We start from the raw sequence: 23883 nt of genomic DNA, 5'->3' as shown, positions 1-23883 counted from the left end.
GGTACACTCCCAGGCAACTTTTCGGAAGTACAGATTGTTTTTTTATTAAACACCAGTCATAAGAAAACTTCTGTACTTCATATTCCTTGAACTTCCAAATTGTTGCCTGTAACTATTAAATGAAGTTGGAAGTTCGTTATCTTTTTAAATGGTATTGTCAATCGAAAATTGATACAATCAATCCGTTGAAAAACGGACCAAATATTCCGGTATTTTTAACCACGCAATAGTGTCTTTGTAATGTGAGATTTTCTCTAATGATACATCAAGAATGTGTGCTTGATGGGCCAATCGTTCAACCAGTGCGCCAGTCAGCATGGTATCATTGAAGACTTCATTTTAACGATCAAATGTTAGGGTGGATATTATGAAAATAAAAGGATTTATAAAGTATAGTACTCCTACAACGAAGGTTGATTTTATAATCATTATTACAAGTTTCGTTCTAAGTGTGATGATTTTTACTAAGTTCGATGTGAATAATGGACCTGCTTATTCTACAGGAATAGGATTTTTCATGATGTTATTAATCAAGTACATAAAATTTAATAAGGAATAATAGTTAGTAAAATCATTAAGGAAAAGTTCAGTATTATATAAGATAAAACAAACTTTGTCATTAGACTAACACATACTCATAGCATCTATTTATCAATTTGAGGTATGAACAATGAATAAATCAAATAGAATTATCTCTATTTTATTACTAATAATAGTGACAATATTATATATAATGGCAGATACACTTAATTCAAGTTGGCCAAGAGTAATTATTTCAGTCATGGCATATACGATGTTTGTTTGGATTCGAATTACAAGATGGTGGAATATTGTTTTTGATGTACTGATTGTTGGATTGATTCTCGTATATATTTTATTATTTGATAGTATTTCTAACGATATGAGATTTACTCTTTTTATTCTGTTTGCGATAGTTAGTGGGTTATATTTATTAGTTATTGCAATTGCAAAAAGTAAGGGCTATCCATTAACTAAAGAAGACAATCAAAATGGCTATAAAAGAGATTATACTCAGAAGAGCACAATTGATGAAAAAGATCGAACAAAACGCGTTGAAAACTTGAAAAATAAAAATTACATAATTAGCGCAAGTGATCCCGAATATCAAGATATGAAAAATAATAGAGAAAAATCGGACAGATAAAAAGAAATGATCAAACAAGATGAATATTATTTTTTTCTCGGATAGCAATTCTAATTGGAACACGTATAATCTCAATTTCTCAAATATAAATTTGCTTCAACATGTTTGTTTTTTTGTTTGAAAGGAGAGCAGTTTATGGCAAGGATTACAGGTTTAGGTGGAGTATTTTTAAAATCAACCGGAGAGCATAAAAAATTGTTGGATTGGTATAGAGATACGCTTGGTCTTGATGTGTCTGAATATGGTATAAATTTCTTGTATCCAAACCAATTTACCCTCATCACGTATGATGACAGAGAAAATGCAAAAACAACACTCAATTTTACAGTAGACAATCTTGAAGAATTTATGGAAACTTTGGTAAATAAAAGTGTCAAAGTAATCCAGGAAATTAAGACTTATGAGTATGGTAGATTTGCTCAAATTGAAGATGTATTAGGTAATGTAGTTGAGCTATGGGAACCTTATGAGGAAGCATATAAAGAAATGGTAAATAAGGAATTAGAAGCATCCAGTACTGAAATCCCGTGATTGATGCGTTTTCAGCAGATATACTATTTTTGCTACTGAATTTTGTCTGACAGTTTTCTCTTGTAATAAATTGAATTTGTGGGGTAATAAGATATGAATGGTGGAATTGCTATTTTCGGTTTGAATGGAGGTGGGAAGTCGACTCTAAGTCATGCGTTAGCTAAACAAATAGATTATTTTGTGATGGATGTGGAAGATTATTATTTTCCTGATCAAAGAGAATCAAGGATCTGGGCTCTAGAAAATACTAGGCTAAATGATACAGAGCATATAGCCAAACTACCTTTTTCTAATCCCAGAACAAAGAGTGAAGTAGAATATGCAATTATGGAAGATATAAGGATTCATCCTAAGTTTGTTGTTTCAGGGGTTACGATGAATTGGAGTGATGAAATTCTCTCTCATATTGATATTGCATTTTGGGTTCAGACGCCACTTGAAGAAAGATTGAAAAGAATTCAAGCTAGGGAAGAAAAAAGGTTTGGAGCAAGAGTTCTTGATGGTGGCGATATGTTTGAACAGCAAATGGAATTCCGCAAAGTAGTAAAAGCTCGCGATTTAAAAGTAGTTGAAGAAAGTGTAATGAAACTTGTTTGTCCGGTTATAGTTATAGATGGAACATTACCAGTGAAACACAATCTGGAGAAAATTATAGAAGCTATAAAAATGCGTAGATAACGAAGCAGATAGTTAGATATTCTGAAGCCAATTAATTTTTTAGTTGGGATAATATGAATTCATTAAAAAAATAATTCTAGGAGGCTCCATGGAAAAAGTAAATGCAAGAGCACTTTCACTACAAAGCTACATGAGATTATTTCCATACCTTGGTATTTTCGGTTGCATCTTCAACTGGATATTACTACTATTTTCATTTACCCCATTTTTTAACTTAAATCTTTTCCTAGGCAGAGGATATTTACCAAGAGGCTGGATCATACTATTTTATGGTTTGATTATGCCTGTGTTTACGATCATTAGCTCACAAGTATCTTCATTTATCAGCTATTGGCCTTATCGACTAATCTCTAAGATTTTCAAACATAGCACTATAACTTACATACCACTTGAAGCAAATGAAGGTTATAATAGCTTTAGTGTAGCCAATCAAAATGAAGTTAAGAGAGAAAACCAACAGAAGAACGCTTTTGAAGAACGAGAAAGAACGAAACAAATTGACAATTTGAAGAGCAAGAATTATCTAATCAGCGCAAATGACCCTAAATATCAAGAAATGAAAAATAATAGAGATTAGCTAGAGTTATTAAATAGAGTAATTAACCATGAGAGGAGTATCAATATGGATCAACTATCAATCACGGATAAAAAAATCATCAGAAAAGCCACTTTATCCCTCAGTGTTGATGAAGTTTGGAAACTTTGGTCAACAAACGAAGGCACTCAGAAATTGTTTGGAACAGAAACACTTATTGAGATGACGCCATTTGGTAAATATGAAATCTATTTTGATTCCACTGCACCAGAGGGACTGAGAGGCAGTGAGACTTGCCAAGTGTTATCGTTTATTCCTCATGAGATGCTCTCATTTACTTGGAACGCACCGCCTATTCATGAAGAGATTCGTAATCATGCGTATAAAACATGGGTCGTAATCAATATGAAACCACTTAAGGAGCAATCAACAGAAGTGGAGCTAATTCATCTCGGTTGGCCTGAAGGTGAAAAATGGGATGCTGTATATTCCTATTTTGAGCGTGCTTGGTCAAGTGTATTTGAGTGGATGAAGAAAATCTAAGCTAGATTTTAACCATTTGCAACCAAAAGTTGCGAAAGTTCAACCTATGATTGGTGGATGTATTTGCCAAGCGGCATATGATGGTTATATACTAAGTTGGAGGTGCCATTATGACATTTGGTGAAAAGTTACAGTTGTTGAGAAAAGAGAAATCTATATCACAAGAACAATTTGCAGAGGTTATGAACGTATCCAGACAGGCCGTCTCAAAGTGGGAGCTCAATCAATCCTATCCTGAGATGGATAAACTCATCGAAGTCTCTAAGTACTTTGAGGTTTCTCTAGATTATCTGATGAAAGATGAGAGGGTTGATTCCAACATCGTGAAGCATAATCCAGATGAGGAGACCCATAATAAAAGCGCAAGCAATAACAATAGTAATAGCTTCACTGAAATTTACAAAGTGATCCTTTTAACGGCACTTGCTATTGGATTAACGTCCATCCGTTTTTTTATCTTGGGGGATTTCAAAGTAGGTTTGATAATGATAACAATATCGTGTATTTTTATAGTCGGATTCTACATGACTAAAGGTAATAAAAGAACCCAGTAATTATATTGGGTACTTAATTTAATAAGAGTTTTAAGTATTAAGTACAAAAAGAAATAAATTTAAAGAGGGCGCATATGACTAATCACTCATTACAAAATATAATCATCTTACCCATGAAAGCAGATACGACAAGCCACATCAACAGTTTTGACAGTGAATTCACGGTATATGGCTATCTTGATTTGCAAATTAATGAAGGCACGATCTCATATAAGCTCATCAAATCCGAGCCATGGCAGAAAAAATATGAAGAGCAAGAAATTGATGTTTCAAAGTATGTTGATTCTGAAAAGCGCATCGTATTTTTCGCATATAAGGATGGTGAAGTTGTAGGTCAAATCATACTCAAGGAAAACTGGAACAAGTATGGTTTTATAGAAGATATTCGCATCAAAATACAGTACAAAGGATGTGGCATCGGAAAAGCATTGATGGACAAAGCGAAAGAGTGGGCGACTGAAAAAGGTTTAGGTGGATTAACACTGGAAACTCAAAACATCAACGTTGATGCTTGCCTGTTTTATGAAAAGTGCGGTTTCATCATCGGCGGAATGGACCATTGTTTTTACAAACAATTTCCTACCGTACAAAACGAGGTCGCACTTTATTGGTATTGGCTAAGTGATGTAGTTTAATTGTAATTACTTCACTACAGCGCCTTCAAAATCCCAATAAGCCCATGCTTCGACGCATCATAAGGCGTATCCACATGGACACTAAAGAGTGTTTTAAAACCGACACTGTGCCAAAACTTAAGCCCAGTCCAGTTCTTAAGACTTACGCCGATGCCCATAAATTTTAGGTGATAATCAGATGCAAGTAGCGTAAGCGCCTCGATAGCAGTCTTACCAAACCCATGCCGTCTATCATCTGCATCTATGACAAACATCCCGATCCACAAAGTATCTTCATCAGGATAACCATGATAGAGCTCGGTATACCCTATTGGGCGATCTAGCATAACGGATTCGATAATAAGGGTAACTTGCTGATCCACAGTAGCAGTGGGGATGGGCGGTAGGTCTGTCCCTTCTATACTCGCGAGATAACCTTCTTCAGTAAAGGGTTCACCTTCGGTGAGCTCTTTTTGCGTCCAGCTTTTTGAGATGTGCCTTAGTGTGTCGATATCATCATGCGTCGCCCTGCGAAAGCGAAGCGTCTCAGTGATAGTTGGCTTCTGCTTTAAATGCGGGATGAAATCTTCTAACCTTTCCATAAGTCCTCCAATTATATGATCCAGTATGACATGCCATCTTTGGACCTAGCCATAAACCTATATTCGATAAGGTAGCGTCTGATGGTGGCGAAATCGGTGTAGATTTCCTTTAGATGTTCATTGACTTCCATCTCTGTATAAGTCCGCCCAGGGGTGAAGCTTTCGGCGATTTTCTTTAAGATGACGAGCTTTTTCTTCTCTTTTGATGAGAACACCTTTAGCTTAAGCGGCTCTAGTGATACAAACAGGTTTTTAAGGATCTTTTCCTGTTCATCCTCAGTAGTCACATAGCGATCATCCACCATGGTGGCGTGCGCGTGCACCGGCACAAATGACTGTGGCTCTAGAAAAGTCAGATCATACAGAGCGATAAACACCTTGGCTTGGCGCGCCTTTTCCTTCATGGTAAACCTAAAATGCCTAACGGTACTTGGCGATATGCTAAGCTGTTCAGCCACTTCTTTATCAGCCATACCAGATTGGATGCTCATGAGCATCTTCTTCTGATGATCTGTCAGACCAGTGACTTTCTTATCAAGCCCCAGTAGATAGTGATGTACACTTACATGTTTTTCTCTGATGTGATGCTGCATCATGCCCTCGGCATCAAAGAATCGTTCGTCCAGTTTGAAAATCTCATGCTTTTCATAAGTCTGATCACAGATCAGGCAGTGAAACGTCTCGGTCTCAGCGTCATAAGTATAGCCTTTTTTTAACTGTTCTATATCATAAGTTATAAAATCCATCATTTCCTCCTTATAAAACAAAGTCACTCCTTCTAAACCCAACTCATCGATTTGATACGTTCATGTGGTGACACCTTCATTATATAAAAAACAAAACCTAGCGTCAATGAAAAAACGAGCAAATATGATTAAAATAATAAACGATATAATTATTTGTTTGCTAATTATATAAACTATAGTTGTATATGTTTGATTTTATATTTGAGCAGTACACCGCAAAAATCGCTCCCCCATAGGCTAATCCATCAAAGTATGATATAATTCTTGCTTAAAGACACAAATTAACTGTGGTAAAACTGTGCACATATGGTGCGTAGATTATTGATGAAAGTCCATGAAGAAAAGAGAAGATATGAATAAGATGAAGTTTGCAGAATTGGGACTAGAAGAGACGCTTCTAAAGTCCATAGAATTACTTGGGTATCAGTATCCGACGATGGTACAAGCAAGGGTGATTCCTAAGTTACTTAAAAACCAAGATTTAGTCATCAAATCACAAACGGGAAGTGGCAAGACGGCTGCGTTTGGGATTCCTATATTGCATCAAGTGAACTGGGAGGACAACGCGCCTCAAGTGCTTGTACTTACACCGACACGTGAGCTTGCGGAGCAAGTAAAAGAAGAACTGTTTAACATCGGTAGATTTAAACGCATGAAGGTCGTAGCTGTCTACGGTAAGACACCGATTAGATCACAGATCAAGACATTAAAAGAAAAGGTACATGTTGTGGTAGGAACACCTGGACGTGTACAAGATCATATTGATAGAGGGACGCTTAACCTTTCTAACATCAAGTACTTTGTACTGGATGAAGCAGATGAGATGCTGAACATGGGCTTTGTTGAGCAGATCGAAGACATCATCAGAGAACTGCCAAAAGATCACGTGACCACACTTTTATCAGCAACCATGCCTGAGAAAATCGCTGGTATCTGTGAGCGCTACATGAAAGATCCCGTGTTTATCGAGATGGAACAAGACGTGAAAAAACCTATGATTGATCAGTCGATCTACGAGGTGACAAAAGGTCAGAAGTTAAGCTTACTCTTTGACATCACTACGATCGTGAACCCAGACACTTGCATCATTTTCTGTAACACGAGAAACGAAGTGGATACAGTAAGTGATGCGCTAAGAGCGAAAGGGTATCCAAGTGATAAACTACATGGTGGTATGGAGCAAGATGACCGTACCAAAGTGATGAACCGCTTTAGAAAAGGCCAGTTTAGATACCTTGTCGCAACAGATGTCGCTGCAAGAGGCATCGATATCGACAACATCTCACTGGTGGTGAATTACGAGTTACCTGAAGAACCTGAGATCTATGTCCACCGTATTGGAAGAACTGGTCGTAAGGGCGATGAAGGCTTGGCGATAGCGTTTGTATCACCTAGCGAAACTGGACTTTTAAAGTCCATAGAATCCTTAATAGAGGAAAAAATCACTTTAAAAACGCCTCCGACAAGTGCTCAGGTGTTGGCACAAAAGCCACATTTAGAGGAAAAACTTGACCGTGAGCACGTGGTGAAAGAAGACAAAAGCGCTGCGCTAGATGCGGGGATCCTCAAGCTACACATCAACGCAGGGAAGAAAACCAAGATGCGTGCAGGTGATGTGGTAGGGGCGATCTGTAGCATAGAGGGCATGACGGCTGACGATATCGGGATCATCAATATTGTAGATGTATCGACGTTTGTAGAGATACTCAACCACAAAGGTGAAGGTGTGTACAAGACGCTACAAAATACCATGATCAAAGGGCGCCTGAGAAAAGTGAGCAAGGCAAACGAATAGGCAAGCAAAAACATATTATAGATAAGAAGGTATATTCATGAGTTCAGGAAAAAACAGAAGCGATGTCAAACCCGGTTTAAGGGTCAAAATCATCCTAAAAAAAGATCAAAGAACAGGCACTTTAACAGAAGGTGTGGTCAAAGATCTGCTCACCAATTCGTCTACTCACCCACATGGCATCAAAGTTAGACTTGAAGATGGTCAAGTAGGCAGGGTGCAGCAAATTTTATAAAATGTGAGGCGCTGTAGGGTTACGATAGAGTATGTTGACCCTACAGCGTTTTTTATCTAAGATAATTTTTAAGTTGACAAAAGTATAGTGAGAAAATAAGATATTGTGTAATACTTAAAATCACTTAACGATATCAAAAGAGATAACCTAAAAAAAATAACTATTTAAACGCATATAAAAGATTCGACCTATAAATATAAGGTATATATACCTATAGACCACTACCTTAAGTAACACATACATACCGTAAGAGGTAAAGAAAGGTGGTTTATATATGAAGTTAAAAGGAAAAATTGTTTTAATTACGGGGTTAATTATCGTCTTGGCGATTGTATTTCAAGGTGGATTCAATATCTTAAAAACCAGCACTTCCATAGAATCAGTTGTGTCCCTGCAATTGATTGATCAATTATCAAACATAGAAGGTCAGATTTTATCTGCAAGTGAAACAATCCAGATTACTAAAGATGCTATCAACGAGAAAAACATCGCTCTTGCAAGATCAATTGCTAAAATGATCCAGATTGATCCTACTATGCTCGAGACGAACAAGATGGTTGCACTTGCTGACCAACTTGGTGTTTCTGAGATCCATGTAACAGATGGAAAAGGCGTGCTACTCTATGGTAACATCACTGGATTTTATGGGTTTGACTTTAACACCTCAGAACAAACATTACCTTTTGTTGATTTGATTGGTAAAAGAGATGCTGCACTTGCGCAAGAGCCATCACCGAGGGGTACTGATAATGTTTTGTTCCAGTATATTGGCGTAGCTAGGATAGACGAACCTGGAGTGGTCCAGATTGGTATAGAACCAACTGCCATCACTGAACTTTTAAACAAGTTAGACATTCAGCATGCACTTGAAAAATTGATTATCGGTGAAGGCGGTTATGGCCTGATCGTGGATTCTTCTGGGGTGATTATCAATCATGCTAACGCTGAGTTTGTGGGGAAACCTAGCTCTGATATCCCTTGGTTAGATAAAACCATGGCAAATGGTGAGAAAATCGAGACAATTACCGATAGCGGTGATTCAGCTTATGCGATATCGAAGAAATATGGTGATTTAACACTAGTTGTGACTTATCCAAGAAGTCAAATTCAAAGTATTGTTAGATCGATCATCATCAACAATGTCGTGATTATTTTTGTAGCGATTGTTTTACTCATCATTATCATACAAACAATTATTGGTAAATGGGTTTCTAAACCACTTGAGAAAATTCAACATAGTATGTCACAAGTGGGTGATGGAAATTTCACTGTAGCGATAGATTATCACTCTAAAGATGAAATCGGTGCATTATCTGCTGACTTTGAGAAGATGACAGCAAATGTGAAGCGGTTAATCATGGAAACTGCAAATGGTATTCAGTCAGTTGCAAATTCATCAGAGAGAATTAACGAAAACGTCGATGGTCTGATGAACTCAAGTAACGAAGTAACAAAGGCGATTGAAGAAATCGCACATGGTTCTACTGAGATGGCTTCTAATGTCAACGATAGGTTGATAACGGGCCAATCACTTGGCACTAGTATAAACCAGATTTTTGAAAAGCTAAATGAAGTTAAAACCGTTTCTGATGAGATGGTAACTAATAATCAGAACGGTAGAGATAAAATTATGAATTTGAAAGATGTTTTCCAAGAGACCGTTAAAAACACTGGTGAAGTTGCTGATAACGTAGGCACGTTAACCACGAGCTCTAAGGAAATTGAAAACATCGTAGATACCATTAGAGGCATCTCTGAACAGACGAACCTCCTAGCACTTAATGCTTCAATCGAAGCCGCACGTGCAGGTGAAGCTGGAAGAGGCTTTGCAGTTGTTGCAGATGAGATTAGAAAATTAGCAGAACAGTCATCTAAGTCTGCTCAAGAGATCAATAGTATCATCGCGAAGATCGTATCTGTAGTAGACAATACGAGCAAAACAGTTGATATGACGCAAAGTTCAGTTAGAACTGCGCAACTAAACTTAGATGAAACTGTGGTAGTATTTGATAACATTGACGGAAGCGTTAACAATGTCGGCAGTATCATCCGTGTGTTTATAGAAGAAACTAGGCAAATTGAGACACTTAAAAACGATTTGATTGCTTCTCTAGAATCCATGGCGGCTATTAGTGAGCAGTCAGCTGCTTCAACTGAAGAGATCAACGCTTCAACTGAAGAACAGTATTCTCGTGTAACAGAGATTGGACAAGCGATTGAAACCTTAAACGAAGAAATCAGTAAACTATCTGATGAGATGGGACGTTTTAAAGTTTAAATGTTTTACCTATAGTATTTATAGCCAAACCCCAGGTCTTTTTCCTGGGGTTTTGTTATTATGCTATTTGTAGTATAATCTGATAAAACAGATTAGCAATTTATGATGAAACTAAATATGGACTAGGAGGCTTTATATGACAAGAAACGAAGCATGGGAACTTTTAACCGAATTCAACGATGACCCGTTTCACCTTGAACATGCTCAGATTGTTGAAGAGACGATGAAGTATTTCGCTAGAAAATTGGGTTATGGAGAAGATGAGGATTTTTGGGGAACAGTAGGCTTATTGCATGATCTTGATTTTGGTAAGTTTCCCGATCAACACTGTATCAAGTCACAAGAGATTATGAGAGAAAGAGGACTTGATGAACGCCTCATCCGTGCCACTGCCAGTCATGGTTATGGCATCTGTGTAGACATCAAACCAGAACATCAGATGGAGAAAGTACTCTATGCAGTAGATGAACTTACTGGACTGATTGGCGCTGCAGTGATTATGAGACCCTCAAAGAGTGTTCAAGATTTAGAGCTTAAATCAGTGATGAAAAAATTTAAAAGTAAATCCTTTGCAGCAGGTTGTTCAAGGGATGTTATCGAAAATGGTGCAAACATGTTAGGCTGGGAACTTAACGACTTAGTTCAGCAGACCTTAGATGCGCTTAAGACATTTAGACCATAATTTGTATTGTTAACCCTAAGTGAAAACTTAGGGTTTTTTAATTCAAAGTTTTGAACAATTGTTCACTATGAAAGTACTAAATAAATTTGTATAATTGGAGTTGTTGAAAAGATGGAAAATAGTATGAAAGAAAGTTATTAATTATGAGAAATTTAGGCACGTTAATTAAAAAAATTCGTACAGACAAACAGATGTCGGTTAAAGCATTAGCTGAGAATATATGTTCTGAGAAGTTTATTTACCTTATAGAAAAAGGTGAGAGAAACCCTTCAGTCTCGGTATTGTCTAAAATTGGTTATAAATTGGATTTGGATTTATATGAGTATTTGCCGTATATATCTTGCGAAAACCCTGATTTTGCAAAAAAAGTGATTGATCAATTCGAAGTATTTCGGTTTAATAAAGAGCTTGAAAAATTATATCAACTAACTAACTTTGTAAAAGATGATCCAAATTTTCAAACGAAGACATGGTCTGGAGAAATAGATTTCAATTTTGCAATATATGAACTCTTCAAAACCCATGACTATGACAGCACATTTTTTTTCATAAAAAGGGGGATTGAAAAGCTAGATGGAAAATTGGATCAATTTGACAAAATTGAGCTGTTTTCATTACCATTGACTAAACTTTATAATTTATTGATGCTTTATTATTATAATACTCAAAAAAACGAAAAAGGTGATCAATTACTAGCCGCATTATATAATGAAGTACATAAAAAAAGAAAAATAAATGCTTTTAAAGAAATCTATATTTCAATCGCCATAAATTATTTTTATAGTTTTATAGAACAAAAGGAACTTATTGAATTAGAGAAAGCCTTACTTGAATTTAAAGCTTTTCAGCTAAAATGTAATAAACTTAGTAGAATATATATAACCTATTTTTTATTAGCAAAGTTTTACTTTATTAAAGGGGACAACGTAGCAAAAAATCATTTTATTGATTTATTTCTCGTTTTTGGAAAAATTATTGATTCTCAAAAAGATTATCAAGATTTAAAAAAAATTGATTTTATACAAGATTATATTAATAGTAAATATGCATGAGATGAAACAAAGAGCTAGATTAGTGAATGTAGTTTGGATAACACATTAGAATGGGTGATAAAATGGAATTCTCAGATGAGGAAAAGCACGAGATGCTAAGGGCTTTTACAAATCTCTTGAAAGATGCTAATGGTAAAGGTCCCAAAAATATTTATATTAAGTATTTGAAGCATGAAGTCCATATAGTAATGCAAGGCGTTGTATCAGATTTTGAAAAGCATCTCATTAAAAATTTTGGTAATGAAGCGATTAAAGTGTTCACTGACTTTTATGAAAGAGATTCTTTTCATTCGGAAATAAGGTTCTTAGAAATTCTAAATCATAAGTATAAGTTTAAATTTTACAAATTAGATTCAGATTTTGAGAATGATCTATTCGTATATAAGATGAAAATAATATAAGTAAAAGTTAATATCAATTTAATAATCCGATGGTTGGTTGGACAAAAAAAGAGAAGTTAAGCTTGGCTTTTATGTAGAACTGGTCTTAAAAACAATACGTTTTTAGGGGCGGTTTTTCTTTTTTTGGATTTCAACTAAAGGATTAAAAATATATAAGAGATGAAGGGGAGGAAAGGATGCGTTTTTTTTTGAATTTGAAGACGGGGACAAAGATTTTAACAGGTTTTATAATTGTTGCTGTGGTTACAGGAATTGTAGGGGGAGTGGGAATGTTTCTAACCAGCTCGATTGATAATTATCTTAAATTAATTTACAACGAGAGGATGCTACCTAATGCCATTCTTGGAAAAATACAAGTGCACCAAGCAGAAGCGAAATTTGAAATGAATGACCTTTTATATAAATCTCAACTTGGAAATGTGGGCGATATAGTAGAAGGTATAAAGGCAAATTTAAGCCTTATTTCTAAAGATAACGATGCACTTTTAACTGAACTTGAGAAACGGGAAATAGTGGCTGAAGAAAGAACATTGATTGATGCGTTTAAAGCTTCTAACACGGAGTATCGGAAGTTGAGAGATGAAATTATAAAATTAGTTGAAGAAGGTCAATATTCAGAAGCTTTAAAACGTAACGAAGTTGCAGCATCGCTTCGTATGGAAACTGAAGTGACTTTGGCTTCAATTAAAGACTTAAATAATAATTTAGCAGATCAACTTATGAAAAATAGTGATTCATATATGAACGCAGGAAGAATAATTACCATTATTTTAACTTCATTTAGTATTTTGCTGGCTCTCTTGATTGGTGTACTTATTACCCAAAGCATCGTAAATGGTTTAGAGGCAAGTGTTAAGCAAGCTGAGTACTTAGCTGGAGGTGATTTTTCCAATGCACTAGATGCAAAATTTGTAACTAGAAAAGATGAAATCGGAAAACTTAGTCAAGCCTTTGAAGGTATGGTTGATAAACTAAAAGGGCTACTCATCGTTATCGGTAGTAACAGTGGTGAAGTAAGTTCTTCAAGTGAAGAGTTAAGTGCAACAGTAGAAGAGATTAACGCACAAGTTCAAAATGTTAACACTGGAACGCAAGAAATTGCCGCTGGTATGGAAGAGACATCTGCAGCGATTGAGCAAATTAGTTCATCTGGCTATTTGATACTTAATATTGCAAATGCATTGTTAAGTGAAGCAAATCTAGGTAACGATAATGCAAAAGAGATTGCAAAGCGTGCTGAGAATATGAAGCAAGGTGCGGTTCAATCTAAAAAGGAAGCAAATGATATATACCTTAAGCGACAAGCTCAGATTAAGCAGTCCATTGAAAAAGGAAAAGTGGTTGGTGAGATCAAGGTCATGTCAGATTCTATTCAAAAGATATCAGAACAAATTAACCTTCTAGCATTAAACGCAGCGATTGAAGCGGCAAGAGCAGGGGAACATGGTAGAGGATTTGCCGTTGTTGCAGATGAAGTTAGGAAACTGGCTGAAGCGTCGACACAGACCGTTGAACAAATCAATGGTATGGTTGGAGAAGTAAATATTGCTTTTGATGAGCTTTCTTTGAATTCACAGGGCTTACTAGAATTTATAGATAACAAAGTAATTGCTGACTATGACACTTTGGTAAAAACAGGTGAACAGTACCTTGAAGATTCGGAATATGTCAAAAATGCGATGTCAAAGTTTAATGGTCGTGCTACAGAAATCAATGATTCAATTACGCAAGTCAATGAAGCAATAGAAAATGTGGCGAGCGCTATACAAGAAGCAACTGCTAGCAGTTTAGAGATCTCAAATAACATCGAAGAAGTAACCAAAGCTATAGATGAAGTGTCAAAAGTTGCTGTATCACAAGCAGAACTTTCAGAAGATCTCAATCTAAATATCAGTAAATTTAAAATGTAGTCGTAGTAAAGACTAATTTATTATATAATCATAGCAATAAGATCATGAAAGGTGACAGCATGAAAGAGATTAACCTATTTGAAAATTTGAAAGATGATGCTTTTAAGATATTTAACGAGTTTATTGAAATCAATCCTATTGGATCAATCGTTTTAAATGAACATTATGAAATTGTTTACATTAACGAGAAGATGAGAAGGTATTTTGATGGAAACTTAAATCTTGCAAAGGACCTCTTTGGTAACATCTTTAGATGTAGTCAAGTTGAAGGGACTAACTCAAACTGCGGCACGATTAGACAGTGCAAAAACTGCAATTTAAGAAATAACGTAATGGAGAGTATGGAAAAGAAGACCGTTATCCGCAATATACTTTGGAGTAATAATTTTACAGTGGATAATGAAATTGTACTTAAGTGGTTTGATATCACTTTAGTACCTATGAAAATTGGAGAAAAACAGTTCTTATGGGCATCTATGATAGACCTCACTGAACTGATGAATTACAAAATAGAATATGAGATGACTCATATACTGACTGATGAAGAGAGAACGCAGGAAAAAAACAAGTTCCATGATGCGGTGATGAACTGTATAAAAACCAATTGTCATAGTGGCGGCACAGCATATTTAGTACTGATTGATTTAAAGATAGTAAGTTCAATTCAAGAAAAGTTTGGTTCGCTATGGAAAAATGATTATGTGGCTTCTGTGTATCAGTACATCAAGGAATTATTGAGTTCGGAAGAACTGATTTGTCATTATTCAGGAGATCAATTTTTATTGTTTTTACCTTGCAAAGGGTATGATACTTTAAGAAAAATTGTAACAGCAGTCAATGACTATAAAAGTAAGATTTTCAATGAAGAGGACCGGATTGTAACGCGTACCATCAAAGCAGAGGTTGTTACTGATTATGTAACAAATGTCGTGAATGAAGATAAGCTACATCTTGAATATTTCAAAGCAATCTCTAAACTTGAACAACTTGAAGAAAACAGTGTATATGAAGTGACAGTGTAAAAGAAGTCTTAAAATTTGTGATGTGATTGAATCCTTTATCTTTCCCAGATCAATAAAAAATAGAGTGAATACAGCTGAATACTAAGTTCAGTTTGTAATCACTCTTTTTTTATAATGGTCGTTATTTAGGAAGAAAAAAACATCATTTAGGAAGATTCAGTCAAGTTCTTGATCAACTAGCTTATAATATGACTACTAGTTATCTTCCCACGTATACAGGGATGTCTTCTTGTCCAGCGACATAAAATGTATTGGCAGCTGTAGATTGAGTAATCGTGCCAAGTGTGATAGCTGCAAGTGCTACTAATGTTAGTACCCCTACTAATTTCGACTTCATGATAACCTCCTTGGAATTTACTTTCAAATAGGTTACAATGATAACGAAGTCAAAAACTGCTAATGCATTAGGAGTGTTATGAACCTTATAGAATTCGGTAAAAAAGCATACGAAATCAGAGAAATTTGTGGGTTTACTAGAGAAGAAGTGAAAACACACACTGGGATATCTGTTGAGACGCTAAGACGCCTTGAAAGAGGTATACCAGAGCCAAAGCTTTCTACTCTTGAAAAACTTTCAAATCTGTATCGTTTTGATTTGCTGGAGCTTTTTTCTAGCAATAGGAACCCGTTGTCATTGTTCTCAGAGTCACTAATTGGGCAGGTCAACGAAAAACTAAATACTTTGGATTATGAGGGCCTGATAAACGTCATCAACCATGCATTTGATGAAGTGGCTAATTTGGACCCTGATGAACAGGCGAACCATGATTACTATTCGCAGTTTCTCTTGGCTTTTAAAGGACTTCGGTTAAAAGAAACCAGAGATTTGCCGGCGAATGTGATGAATGTGGAGAACATCTTGCTCGCACTAGCGCAAGGCCAAGCACAGATGCTAAGCACGCCATATCTTTATCCTTTTGAAGTCTCTGTGGCGATTTATTTAGCATCAATCTATAGACGTAAAAAAGAGCCAGAAAAGTCGATTCGATTTTGTGATGATTTGTTGAAGAAACTAGATGCATATCCAACACATAGCGATAGAACGACGGATCAAATCGGCGCTTTGTATCAAGCTATAGCTTACGCTTACCATATTTTAGATGCGCACGAAAAGGTGGTTGAAACCATTGACAAAGCACTCATGGACCGTCGACTAGCGTTTACGAACACGCTTTTTACGGATATGTTGATGAGAAAGGCTATCGCTTTTCACAACATGGGAAAAAGAGAAAGCTACGATCTCTTCACAGTAGCGATTCTCAATTCGCAAGGAGAGCGGCGTAAAGCCATCATTGATGTCGTGAAGCACCAGTATAAAATCGACCATCATATTGACGAGTAAATGCTAGTGAATTAGGAAAAACTAATTCATTAGCATTTTTTAATTTGATAGATAAGTTATGATGTGTTTATCAAATTGAGAGGAGGCGTTTTTATGGTGTTTGGAGTTGAACAAAGCGACCTTGAAAGATTGATAGAAATAGCAAGAAAGCATGATATAGCAAATACAAAGACCAATACAAGTCCAGCGCTGCACATATATGATGAGTATAAACTTTTGACAGGACGTGAAGTGGAATTACCACATGGGAAACTACTATTTGACTGTATGAGACGTTTTAACTACGAACAGATTCAGACGATTCAAACCATCGTTCATCTGGGAAAAGAAAAGGATCATAGCTTTACAGATCCAGAAGATTTATTTGATGACAAGCTAGTTTCTATCAGATGGTCAGGTGACATTGGCACTGAAATCTTGAGATTAATGGCAACTGCTGATATATCTAAAAGTTTAGAAAAGGGACTTAAGCTCTTAAACATAGGGGATAAACAAGACGCATATGAATCATAAAAACGACTACATATTTTAGCGAAAGTTTGGTGAATGAGATGAATGATATATATGAATTTGTAAGTGATAACAAAATTAATGAAAGCAAACTCTTAGAGGAGTTGTCTATTATAGCTGCTAACATTGATATCAAATGCTTTAGATGTAAAGCTGTGAAATCCTTTAAGATAAGTGAGTTACTTAGTTTTGAGGCTATGTATCAATTCGCATTTCCAGAAGCAACCAAAGACAAAAACAACCACATCGATCTAGCGCTGTATATATAGCGATGAAATTCTTGGATTATTAAAGATACATTAGAAATTTGGAGAAATAGAGGATAAATAGACCTTATTGTAGAATAGAATATACAATAAGGTCTATTTACATAGGCACAAGTATATCTATTCTTTAAAGGTATAAAGTGAGGCAACACATGAATTATTATTTATCAAAATTTGAGAGAGATAAGATCTTTGCTACCATGACCCCAGTACAGCAAGCTTACTTGATGGATGAACTCAAACGTGGGAAACGTACAACTTTTGCAAATATTTTGGCAAGGGACAAAGGTGATGTAATCACACCTAAGATGACTTTAGAAGAAGTAGAGGCTTCACTAGGAGAATGGCGTTTGCTGGATTTTATAGATGCTGGTCCAGGCTATAAGCAGATTAAACCTCCTTTTAAGTGTCAGTGCGGCAAAGTTTTAAGGTATCAGTACGTCATTGAACATCAGTCCACAAAGGAAGTACGAAAATTTGGTATCGTGCACTTTGAAGAACATACTGGCTTTCCCCCGCGTACGATCAAAGAAATAACACAAGGATTTGAAAAAATCGATTATGAATTAGATGAAAGCTTAACTAAGTATGCGCAGAATTGGACCCTTCCGTTGGACTTGCCAGATGGCTTTATGCTACCAGATAACATTATCAAACTGATCGGTCTAAGACTACCATTACTGGATCGTCAAGTGGCAAAATTAAGTGTGAAGATTAGAGAATACAAGCTATCGCTTCGTTCCATTAGAAAATCAACGTCATGTTTACCTAAGAATAAAATCACGAAAGAAAAAGTTACAGAAACTTCTCCAAGACTCAAAATCGACGAAACCTTTGTCATGATGATTGAACCTTACTTAAAATCAAAAATAATTAGCGCAAAAGATATCAGTCTAAAAATGTTAGCAGACCTTGGTTACAATGAATCTATGGGTAAAGTTCACCATGATTTATATGTGAACATCATCATCTATATGGATGGACTTTGTGCAAAAGGTGACTATATATGTTTGAGCAAAAATAATGTCAATGCGCGTTATAAAAAAAATAAAATCAGCATATAAAATACGGAGGATACTATGAATCTCGACACAAGTAAAAACGAGAAAAATGAGCCAACGGTTTCTTTTAGATCAGATAACGTGATTATGAATTTTGATGAAAAGGATTGGAATGAAAAGAAGGCAAAAGGATTTATCAGATATGTGTTTTTATTTCCTTTCGTCCTTTTAATCGTTTGGGTGGGATTGAATTTAGTATTTAAAAGAAATGTACTGTTTCTTTCGAATAAAATGATAGTACTGATTACTTTAGTGACGTTACTTTCAAATTTAAGAATGTGGCTTTGGCGAGAATATCAATACAGCCAAAAGTTGAAAAACAAGGCGATCTCTACGCTTAAAGTAGTCGTCTGGGGTTATATTGTTCCTATGATTGTTTTTTTGGCTGTGATTGTTACCTTTGAAGAATTATTTAATGTTTTTTAATGATTTTTAATGATGAGGATCACAGACGACTACATATAATGTAGTTATTGGAGGTCATATGAGTAAGACGTTTTTAGACGAAGAAATTTCAGAGTTGAGTATTGAAGAACTATTAGACAATTCCAATTTACCGGGTCCACGTGCTAATTTAGAGTTACTTCATCAGTTTATGTATTTTGGGACACCTGAACAAGTGGAATCCATTCAAAATTCACATGAGGAGTTTGGTGTAATGTGTGGCGTGGCGAGAACTTGCATGTTGAAAAGGGATCGGCTTCAGGAACTTGTAATCGAGCTAAAAAACTATGCCAATCATTCAAGCTGGAGAGTTAGGGAAGCAGTATGTATCGGTCTTCAAGAAGTTGCTAAAGGTATAGGAACACCACCTGTTCTCGATGCCATCAAACGTTGGTCAAATGGAAACGACTTTGAGAAACGCGCATTTGTTGCGACGCTATGTGAACCAGCGCTTTTAAAAGACAGTCAAACTAATATGAAAATATTAGACGCACTGGGTGAGATCACTAGTGGATTTGAAAGTGTAACTTCTAAACTGGATGTGGGGCAAACTTCACTTCGCAAAGCGTTAGGTTACTGCTGGAGTGTGGCAATAGTATATGAACCAGAATATGGTAAGGAACTTTTCGAAAAAATGATAAAAAACATGCTTTATAAAAGTGATAACAAGCATGTACTTTGGATCATCAAAGAAAATCTGAAGAAGAAAAGATTGATAAAATTAGATGCGCAGTGGGTAGAAAACATGAGTCAGTTATTATAACAAATCAAAAGGAGCAGGGATTTTATAATCCCTGCTCCTTTTGATTTGTTTCTATGGTGATTTTCACAGTAGGATCATCATGAATAATAGATTTTACATAACAATCTTTTAAATCGAGCAATTTATTGGTAGAATTAGAATGCACTTATATAACATTTCCCTTCTTACATATCCCACCCAACATAGACCTTGTCCCATTCCACCCCCTCATGATATAATTATGAAGTTTATAAGATGTCTGTGGTAGGGGTATGGCTGGGATCATCCTCTATGCTTTTCAGATCTATTTTGACTTTTCGGGCTACTCCGATATGGCCATAGGATTGGGAAAGATGTTCGGTTCGATTTTAAAGAGAACTTCAACTACCCCTATATCTCTAAAAGCGCATCTGAGTTCTGGAGAAGGTGGCATATTTCACGGGGTTCCTTCTTTAGAGACTATGTCTATATCCCCTTAGGTGGGAAATTATAGCGAGATTTACGCGATAGATTCCAGACACTATGTAGGTGACCTCTCAGATTTGCTCGTCGAGAAGACATCGACGATGTGTTGTTTGTCAACAATGCCAACACAACGCGTACAAGTAGGTATGCAGAGTTGATTTTAAGCGCTTTTGAATAGGTTTTATTGCACTGAAAAATATTTAAAAAAGTAAATGAAAGCAAGACTAGCAGCAAGATTAGAATCAATGATGAAATCAATATTTGTACAAGGGAGAATTATTATGGAAGGTGTAAAAAGGAGTATAAAAGCAGATACTTTTAATTTCAATGTGAATTTGACGCGGCATAACTTAATTGTATCGACGCTTTTATGGTTGTATTTTTTAACCATCAACAGTTCAAAGGGAAGTTTTTTCTCTGACGAAGGTGGTGTTGGCGTCTTAGGTAGTTTTGTGGAGATCGTTATCAGGTTGGTTGCAGGTTTACCTCTTGTAATTATAGACATGATACCTTTGATTGCAGTTATTATACTTATCGTATTGCATTTTATGGATAAACCAATCAAGAAGGTTTTCTTATCTTTATTGCCACTGATCCTTATCAGTCATTTCCTATATGTAGCGATGTCTATAGTAGGGTTTGTTTACAGTAGTAGTTTTTATTTTGCAGGTTTTTTTCTGTTTATTTTGACGCTTTATATGCTATTGATTAAGGAGAACAAGGCCAGAGCCATGAAGTCCTTTTATAGCAAGTCCTTTGAGATCAAGTTGGTAAAGTACAACTTGAGCATCTTGATTTTTTTAGCCATCATCACTTTGATAGCAGTTTTTACTCCTTTTTTAGGCTATTCAAATGAAGTAGGTGCCTTTTTGGATATGGTAGAGGCTACAGGTAGTCTAAGTGGTGATGTTTCAAAAGTGACGAATTCTTTTAGCTCTGCGGCTTATGAAACGATAGAAAACATCAATAGTAGCCTGGTGATGATGAAGCTTCCTTTTTTGATCCTGTCGTTTTTAGCCATATACCGGGCCTTAAAGAACAAAAACCAGGTGTTTATGTTGCCACTTTCTTTGCTGGTCATGGGCATGATTACTTTTATAGGATTGCCTTTGGGTTTAGAAAAGTTAAAGATAGATGAAGTTTTCACGGTAAGTTCAGTTATCAAGTGGATCGGTTACTTGATGTTCATGTGGATGTTGTTTGAGATGGTCTTTGTCAGAGAAGTACAAAAATACGTAAAAGCGTATGGAAAAAAAGGTGTGGAGAGGCTCGGTAATTTTGCTGTCTTGAGTGAAAAATCGAGGTTCACAAGTCAAGCGATCATGAGACAATTTTCAAAGATTCCTTTCTTCGGTAAAAAGATTGGTATGAAATATACTTCGACCAATAATGTCAAAGCACAAGAACTAGCGGACAAAATCGAGGGGGATGATGCTCATAAGGTCACTGGAAAAACACTAGTAAGCATCGGTGAAAGTCGTTTTGCACAGACAAGTGACTATGGACTTGGCGGCATTAAGTTGGTGCTTGATAATCAAAGTCTTGTCGCATATGTTAAGGTCTTTAATTTTACCAAGCTAGACCTATCGGCTTTGGTTTTCGATATAAAATTATCGGATATCTTAAACCAAGAGTTGGGCCAGATAAAGGGCGTGCAGTTACTCGACATAGACCTACTTTCGGATGGGGAAAGTGGTTGGCTAAGGCTACCTTTTGACTCTGAGCATGTGAATGCGAGACGAATCGAACTCATATTGACCAATTCAGTAAGTGGTGACGGTGAGATTAGGACCTATGCACAAAGCAACGTTGCTGAACCTCTAACAGTAAAAACAGCTAAAAGTGAAGAGCTTAGCGTCGAAAGTGAATCGGTGATCGACGGAAGTGAATCGGTGATCGTCAAAAGTGAAAATGAAACTGCTGATGGCAAAAATATACGCGATTTTAAAGCGGAATTTGTGACGGCTTTCTCAAAGGGGAAAGACAATTTAAAAGCCTTTTTTATCAAGATATCTCAACTGATCAAAAAGAAGGCGAGCGCGATTATCAAGTGGGCAAAATCAAACAGACGACTCACCTTGATCGCCAGCTTACTTGTTTTGAGTTTGATCGTTGTCTTTTCTGTGTTTTCTTTTGCCACGCATAGGCCTTTAACGGAAGAAAAGGCTTTAAAGGCTTTTTATGACCACTTAGATGTCGAGGATCAAGCTAGTCTACAGGTCACTAACTTTGAAGAGGATAAAAACTCAAGATATGAAATAAACTATGTTCAAGCACTAGGTGAATATGAGCTTTACCAAAATAGTGTTTTACGTTATGAACGTTCTTTTTTCGGTAGATGGTACGTATCAGATGTATCTGTAAAGAGGTCATTGGCGACGCCTTTGCTAGGTGCTGATTCTAGCTTGTATAAGGAAGATTATATCACTGACTTAGAAGATGAAAGATTTACAGCTTTAGGTGGCAACTTCAATTTTGAATTTCCAGACCAAGTCAATTATAAAAGTACTTTACAATCTATCCCTGTGGCATATGTTTTTGAAAGTGAGATAGGTACTTATGCGGGCTTCTTAAACGTTCAGTTTTCTTTTGATGACCTTGAGTGGGGGTTAACGAGTATTGAAAACGATGAGGGTCTGATGGTCTTTACTCCCCTCGATCTTGTAGCTGAGTCTATAGTGTCACTAGATTTTGCTAAAAACTTAAGAGTAGATGAACTCACTATCAACGGGAAAGAAATGTCAGATACCATCGTCCAGGTGGCGCAAATAGGTAATGCTGAGCCATCTGATGACTATATGGACCTAGCTGTGCCAGTGAAGATCACCTATAACGATGGCAGTTTTATAGGGGTGTCAGACCGCTATTTTAACTATACCTATACCAAAGGAGAAGGCTATGTCTTAAATCCTAAGTCAAAAGATTTCTTGATATATGTAGAGGCTGCTGACCTAGAAGGCAATACAAATTTAACGAGTTTTAAAGGCACTTACGATTTTGTGATATCAGATACTTTTGAAACAGATAGCAAAGAGCAAGTCGTGCTTGCAATTCGGGGGATCCATGAACCACCTTTGTTTGATAACAATGGCGAACTCACCGCACAAGACCGCAAGATGGGTGATGTGATGATTTTTAACGATCAAGGTGAAGTGATGACAGAGGCTGTGGCCTTCAATCGTATGGAAGGGAGCGGCCTTGAAACGTCAACTGACATCATGTACAACAACTACGAATATGGAATTAGCCTATACAGAGAAACAGAACTTTTTAGCTTTCTTGAAGAGGACGAAAAGCTAATTGTTCTCAAGGAACATACGGTCTATGGTAATGAGGAAAAGTATCTGGTCAGTTTAAATAAGATCAATGACACATATGAGTTGGTTGAAGTGCATCGTTATGAAGCTGAAGTGATAGAAGAAGGGGGATTTGTCACAAGTCAGGAAGCCTATGCAGATGGCTTACCTATAGATTTTGAAGTCTTTCATACCTATTACTCAGATGCCTTTTCTAAAGACGATGGAATGTATATGGCCATATACGATGTCGATTACTATCAAGGAGACAGAAGTGTAACTTGGATATCTACCAATTAGTTAAAAGGGTTAAGTGAGTCAATTCAACTAAAACTAAACAAAGATCAGTTAAATCAAGCGTATGTCATTTGTTTTTTTGGCTCTAAGTCAATAGTTGGAGCAGGGATTTTATAATCC

General features: G+C 36.3%; 25 protein-coding genes and 1 pseudogene. 23 read left to right on the top strand and 3 right to left on the bottom strand.

The window, feature by feature from the left end; genetic code table 11:
• Positions 1-733: 733 nt before the first annotated feature.
• The 7 genes from QE109_RS04600 (at position 734) to QE109_RS04570 (ending at position 4641) form a co-directional block, all read left to right on the top strand.
• On the top strand, positions 734-1165 hold the full coding sequence (locus QE109_RS04600) for a hypothetical protein (RefSeq protein WP_281093229.1): 432 nt from the start codon (positions 734-736) through the stop codon (positions 1163-1165).
• Positions 1166-1300: 135 nt separating this feature from the next.
• Entirely contained in the window at positions 1301-1696 is a 396-nt protein-coding gene (locus QE109_RS04595; RefSeq protein WP_281093228.1) for a VOC family protein, read from the top strand.
• A 93-nt stretch (positions 1697-1789) separates the two neighbouring features.
• A complete protein-coding gene (locus QE109_RS04590) occupies positions 1790-2374 on the top strand; it encodes an AAA family ATPase (RefSeq protein WP_281093227.1) in 585 nt (194 codons plus the stop codon).
• An 88-nt stretch (positions 2375-2462) separates the two neighbouring features.
• Positions 2463-2951: a hypothetical protein gene (locus tag QE109_RS04585; protein WP_281093225.1), complete on the top strand. Its 489-nt coding sequence runs from the start codon at positions 2463-2465 to the stop codon at positions 2949-2951.
• Positions 2952-2996: 45 nt separating this feature from the next.
• Positions 2997-3452, top strand: a complete 456-nt coding sequence (locus QE109_RS04580) for an SRPBCC family protein (protein ID WP_281093224.1) — start codon at positions 2997-2999, stop codon at positions 3450-3452.
• A gap of 110 nt (positions 3453-3562) precedes the next feature.
• The gene (locus QE109_RS04575) at positions 3563-4006 is read left to right on the top strand and encodes a helix-turn-helix domain-containing protein (protein WP_281093223.1); all 444 of its coding nucleotides are present in this window, start codon (positions 3563-3565) and stop codon (positions 4004-4006) included.
• 74 nt (positions 4007-4080) lie between these two features.
• Positions 4081-4641, top strand: a complete 561-nt coding sequence (locus tag QE109_RS04570) for a GNAT family N-acetyltransferase (RefSeq protein WP_281093222.1) — start codon at positions 4081-4083, stop codon at positions 4639-4641.
• A gap of 14 nt (positions 4642-4655) precedes the next feature.
• Here the strand turns inward: QE109_RS04570 and QE109_RS04565 are convergent, their stop codons facing one another.
• Together QE109_RS04565 and QE109_RS04560 are read right to left on the bottom strand one after the other, a co-directional pair.
• On the bottom strand, positions 4656-5222 hold the full coding sequence (locus QE109_RS04565; protein ID WP_281093221.1) for a GNAT family N-acetyltransferase: 567 nt from the start codon (positions 5220-5222) through the stop codon (positions 4656-4658).
• Positions 5223-5233: 11 nt separating this feature from the next.
• Positions 5234-5968: a DUF2087 domain-containing protein gene (locus QE109_RS04560; protein ID WP_281093220.1), complete on the bottom strand. Its 735-nt coding sequence runs from the start codon at positions 5966-5968 to the stop codon at positions 5234-5236.
• Between the two features lie 334 nt (positions 5969-6302).
• Here QE109_RS04560 and QE109_RS04555 point away from each other — a divergent pair, with 334 nt between their 5' ends.
• The 8 genes from QE109_RS04555 (at position 6303) to QE109_RS04520 (ending at position 15340) form a co-directional block, all read left to right on the top strand.
• Entirely contained in the window at positions 6303-7763 is a 1461-nt protein-coding gene (locus QE109_RS04555; protein WP_281093219.1) for a DEAD/DEAH box helicase, read from the top strand.
• A 37-nt stretch (positions 7764-7800) separates the two neighbouring features.
• Positions 7801-7995 carry a YwbE family protein gene (locus tag QE109_RS04550; protein WP_281093218.1) on the top strand — a complete coding sequence of 65 codons (195 nt, stop codon included), beginning with the start codon at positions 7801-7803 and terminating at the stop codon, positions 7993-7995.
• A 274-nt stretch (positions 7996-8269) separates the two neighbouring features.
• Positions 8270-10273 (top strand): methyl-accepting chemotaxis protein, encoded by a 2004-nt coding sequence (locus QE109_RS04545; protein ID WP_281093217.1) that lies wholly within the window; start codon positions 8270-8272, stop codon positions 10271-10273.
• A gap of 136 nt (positions 10274-10409) precedes the next feature.
• Positions 10410-10955, top strand: a complete 546-nt coding sequence (locus tag QE109_RS04540) for a hydrolase (RefSeq protein ID WP_281093216.1) — start codon at positions 10410-10412, stop codon at positions 10953-10955.
• A 143-nt stretch (positions 10956-11098) separates the two neighbouring features.
• A complete protein-coding gene (locus tag QE109_RS04535) occupies positions 11099-12007 on the top strand; it encodes a helix-turn-helix domain-containing protein (RefSeq protein WP_281093215.1) in 909 nt (302 codons plus the stop codon).
• A 50-nt stretch (positions 12008-12057) separates the two neighbouring features.
• Positions 12058-12408: a Na-translocating system protein MpsC family protein gene (locus tag QE109_RS04530; RefSeq protein WP_281093214.1), complete on the top strand. Its 351-nt coding sequence runs from the start codon at positions 12058-12060 to the stop codon at positions 12406-12408.
• 176 nt (positions 12409-12584) lie between these two features.
• Entirely contained in the window at positions 12585-14318 is a 1734-nt protein-coding gene (locus QE109_RS04525) for a methyl-accepting chemotaxis protein (protein WP_281093213.1), read from the top strand.
• Between the two features lie 59 nt (positions 14319-14377).
• Positions 14378-15340: a diguanylate cyclase domain-containing protein gene (locus tag QE109_RS04520; protein ID WP_281093212.1), complete on the top strand. Its 963-nt coding sequence runs from the start codon at positions 14378-14380 to the stop codon at positions 15338-15340.
• Positions 15341-15539: 199 nt separating this feature from the next.
• On the opposite strand, the gene QE109_RS04515 is transcribed toward QE109_RS04520, so the two are convergent.
• Positions 15540-15677 (bottom strand): hypothetical protein, encoded by a 138-nt coding sequence (locus QE109_RS04515; protein ID WP_281093211.1) that lies wholly within the window; start codon positions 15675-15677, stop codon positions 15540-15542.
• 78 nt (positions 15678-15755) lie between these two features.
• Between QE109_RS04515 and QE109_RS04510 the strand changes: the two genes are divergently transcribed.
• The 8 genes and pseudogenes from QE109_RS04510 (at position 15756) to QE109_RS04475 (ending at position 23766) form a co-directional block, all read left to right on the top strand.
• Positions 15756-16682 carry a helix-turn-helix domain-containing protein gene (locus QE109_RS04510; RefSeq protein ID WP_281093210.1) on the top strand — a complete coding sequence of 309 codons (927 nt, stop codon included), beginning with the start codon at positions 15756-15758 and terminating at the stop codon, positions 16680-16682.
• Between the two features lie 93 nt (positions 16683-16775).
• The gene (locus QE109_RS04505) at positions 16776-17195 is read left to right on the top strand and encodes a hypothetical protein (RefSeq protein ID WP_281093208.1); all 420 of its coding nucleotides are present in this window, start codon (positions 16776-16778) and stop codon (positions 17193-17195) included.
• A 38-nt stretch (positions 17196-17233) separates the two neighbouring features.
• Positions 17234-17461, top strand: coding sequence for a hypothetical protein (locus QE109_RS04500; RefSeq protein WP_281093207.1), 228 nt, complete (start codon positions 17234-17236; stop codon positions 17459-17461).
• A 149-nt stretch (positions 17462-17610) separates the two neighbouring features.
• Positions 17611-18522, top strand: a complete 912-nt coding sequence (locus tag QE109_RS04495; protein WP_281093206.1) for a hypothetical protein — start codon at positions 17611-17613, stop codon at positions 18520-18522.
• A gap of 15 nt (positions 18523-18537) precedes the next feature.
• On the top strand, positions 18538-18945 hold the full coding sequence (locus QE109_RS04490) for a hypothetical protein (protein ID WP_281093205.1): 408 nt from the start codon (positions 18538-18540) through the stop codon (positions 18943-18945).
• A gap of 58 nt (positions 18946-19003) precedes the next feature.
• Entirely contained in the window at positions 19004-19726 is a 723-nt protein-coding gene (locus tag QE109_RS04485; RefSeq protein WP_281093204.1) for a hypothetical protein, read from the top strand.
• A 257-nt stretch (positions 19727-19983) separates the two neighbouring features.
• A pseudogene (locus tag QE109_RS04480) lies at positions 19984-20189 on the top strand (MBOAT family O-acyltransferase); the annotation flags it as partial.
• A gap of 193 nt (positions 20190-20382) precedes the next feature.
• Positions 20383-23766 (top strand): hypothetical protein, encoded by a 3384-nt coding sequence (locus tag QE109_RS04475; protein ID WP_281093203.1) that lies wholly within the window; start codon positions 20383-20385, stop codon positions 23764-23766.
• The last annotated feature ends 117 nt before the right edge of the window (positions 23767-23883 follow it).

It is taken from the genome of Fusibacter bizertensis, from assembly GCF_029914245.1.
GTDB classification, from domain to species: Bacteria; Bacillota; Clostridia; order Peptostreptococcales; family Acidaminobacteraceae; genus Fusibacter_C; species Fusibacter_C bizertensis.
This window is presented reverse-complemented; position numbering and strand designations above follow the sequence as displayed.

Excerpts from the sequence above, each read along its gene's own strand:
- QE109_RS04600 (WP_281093229.1), top strand. The coding sequence starts at position 734 with ATGGCAGATACACTTAATTCAAGTTGGCCAAGAGTAATTATTTCAGTC.
- QE109_RS04595 (WP_281093228.1), top strand. The coding sequence starts at position 1,301 with ATGGCAAGGATTACAGGTTTAGGTGGAGTATTTTTAAAATCAACCGGA.
- QE109_RS04590 (WP_281093227.1), top strand. The coding sequence starts at position 1,790 with ATGAATGGTGGAATTGCTATTTTCGGTTTGAATGGAGGTGGGAAGTCG.
- QE109_RS04585 (WP_281093225.1), top strand. The coding sequence starts at position 2,463 with ATGGAAAAAGTAAATGCAAGAGCACTTTCACTACAAAGCTACATGAGA.
- QE109_RS04580 (WP_281093224.1), top strand. The coding sequence starts at position 2,997 with ATGGATCAACTATCAATCACGGATAAAAAAATCATCAGAAAAGCCACT.
- QE109_RS04575 (WP_281093223.1), top strand. The coding sequence starts at position 3,563 with ATGACATTTGGTGAAAAGTTACAGTTGTTGAGAAAAGAGAAATCTATA.
- QE109_RS04570 (WP_281093222.1), top strand. The coding sequence starts at position 4,081 with ATGACTAATCACTCATTACAAAATATAATCATCTTACCCATGAAAGCA.
- QE109_RS04565 (WP_281093221.1), bottom strand. The coding sequence starts at position 5,222 with ATGGAAAGGTTAGAAGATTTCATCCCGCATTTAAAGCAGAAGCCAACT.
- QE109_RS04560 (WP_281093220.1), bottom strand. The coding sequence starts at position 5,968 with ATGGATTTTATAACTTATGATATAGAACAGTTAAAAAAAGGCTATACT.
- QE109_RS04555 (WP_281093219.1), top strand. The coding sequence starts at position 6,303 with ATGAAGAAAAGAGAAGATATGAATAAGATGAAGTTTGCAGAATTGGGA.
- QE109_RS04550 (WP_281093218.1), top strand. The coding sequence starts at position 7,801 with ATGAGTTCAGGAAAAAACAGAAGCGATGTCAAACCCGGTTTAAGGGTC.
- QE109_RS04545 (WP_281093217.1), top strand. The coding sequence starts at position 8,270 with ATGAAGTTAAAAGGAAAAATTGTTTTAATTACGGGGTTAATTATCGTC.
- QE109_RS04540 (WP_281093216.1), top strand. The coding sequence starts at position 10,410 with ATGACAAGAAACGAAGCATGGGAACTTTTAACCGAATTCAACGATGAC.
- QE109_RS04535 (WP_281093215.1), top strand. The coding sequence starts at position 11,099 with ATGAGAAATTTAGGCACGTTAATTAAAAAAATTCGTACAGACAAACAG.
- QE109_RS04530 (WP_281093214.1), top strand. The coding sequence starts at position 12,058 with ATGGGTGATAAAATGGAATTCTCAGATGAGGAAAAGCACGAGATGCTA.
- QE109_RS04525 (WP_281093213.1), top strand. The coding sequence starts at position 12,585 with ATGCGTTTTTTTTTGAATTTGAAGACGGGGACAAAGATTTTAACAGGT.
- QE109_RS04520 (WP_281093212.1), top strand. The coding sequence starts at position 14,378 with ATGAAAGAGATTAACCTATTTGAAAATTTGAAAGATGATGCTTTTAAG.
- QE109_RS04515 (WP_281093211.1), bottom strand. The coding sequence starts at position 15,677 with ATGAAGTCGAAATTAGTAGGGGTACTAACATTAGTAGCACTTGCAGCT.
- QE109_RS04510 (WP_281093210.1), top strand. The coding sequence starts at position 15,756 with ATGAACCTTATAGAATTCGGTAAAAAAGCATACGAAATCAGAGAAATT.
- QE109_RS04505 (WP_281093208.1), top strand. The coding sequence starts at position 16,776 with ATGGTGTTTGGAGTTGAACAAAGCGACCTTGAAAGATTGATAGAAATA.
- QE109_RS04500 (WP_281093207.1), top strand. The coding sequence starts at position 17,234 with ATGAATGATATATATGAATTTGTAAGTGATAACAAAATTAATGAAAGC.
- QE109_RS04495 (WP_281093206.1), top strand. The coding sequence starts at position 17,611 with ATGAATTATTATTTATCAAAATTTGAGAGAGATAAGATCTTTGCTACC.
- QE109_RS04490 (WP_281093205.1), top strand. The coding sequence starts at position 18,538 with ATGAATCTCGACACAAGTAAAAACGAGAAAAATGAGCCAACGGTTTCT.
- QE109_RS04485 (WP_281093204.1), top strand. The coding sequence starts at position 19,004 with ATGAGTAAGACGTTTTTAGACGAAGAAATTTCAGAGTTGAGTATTGAA.
- QE109_RS04475 (WP_281093203.1), top strand. The coding sequence starts at position 20,383 with ATGAAAGCAAGACTAGCAGCAAGATTAGAATCAATGATGAAATCAATA.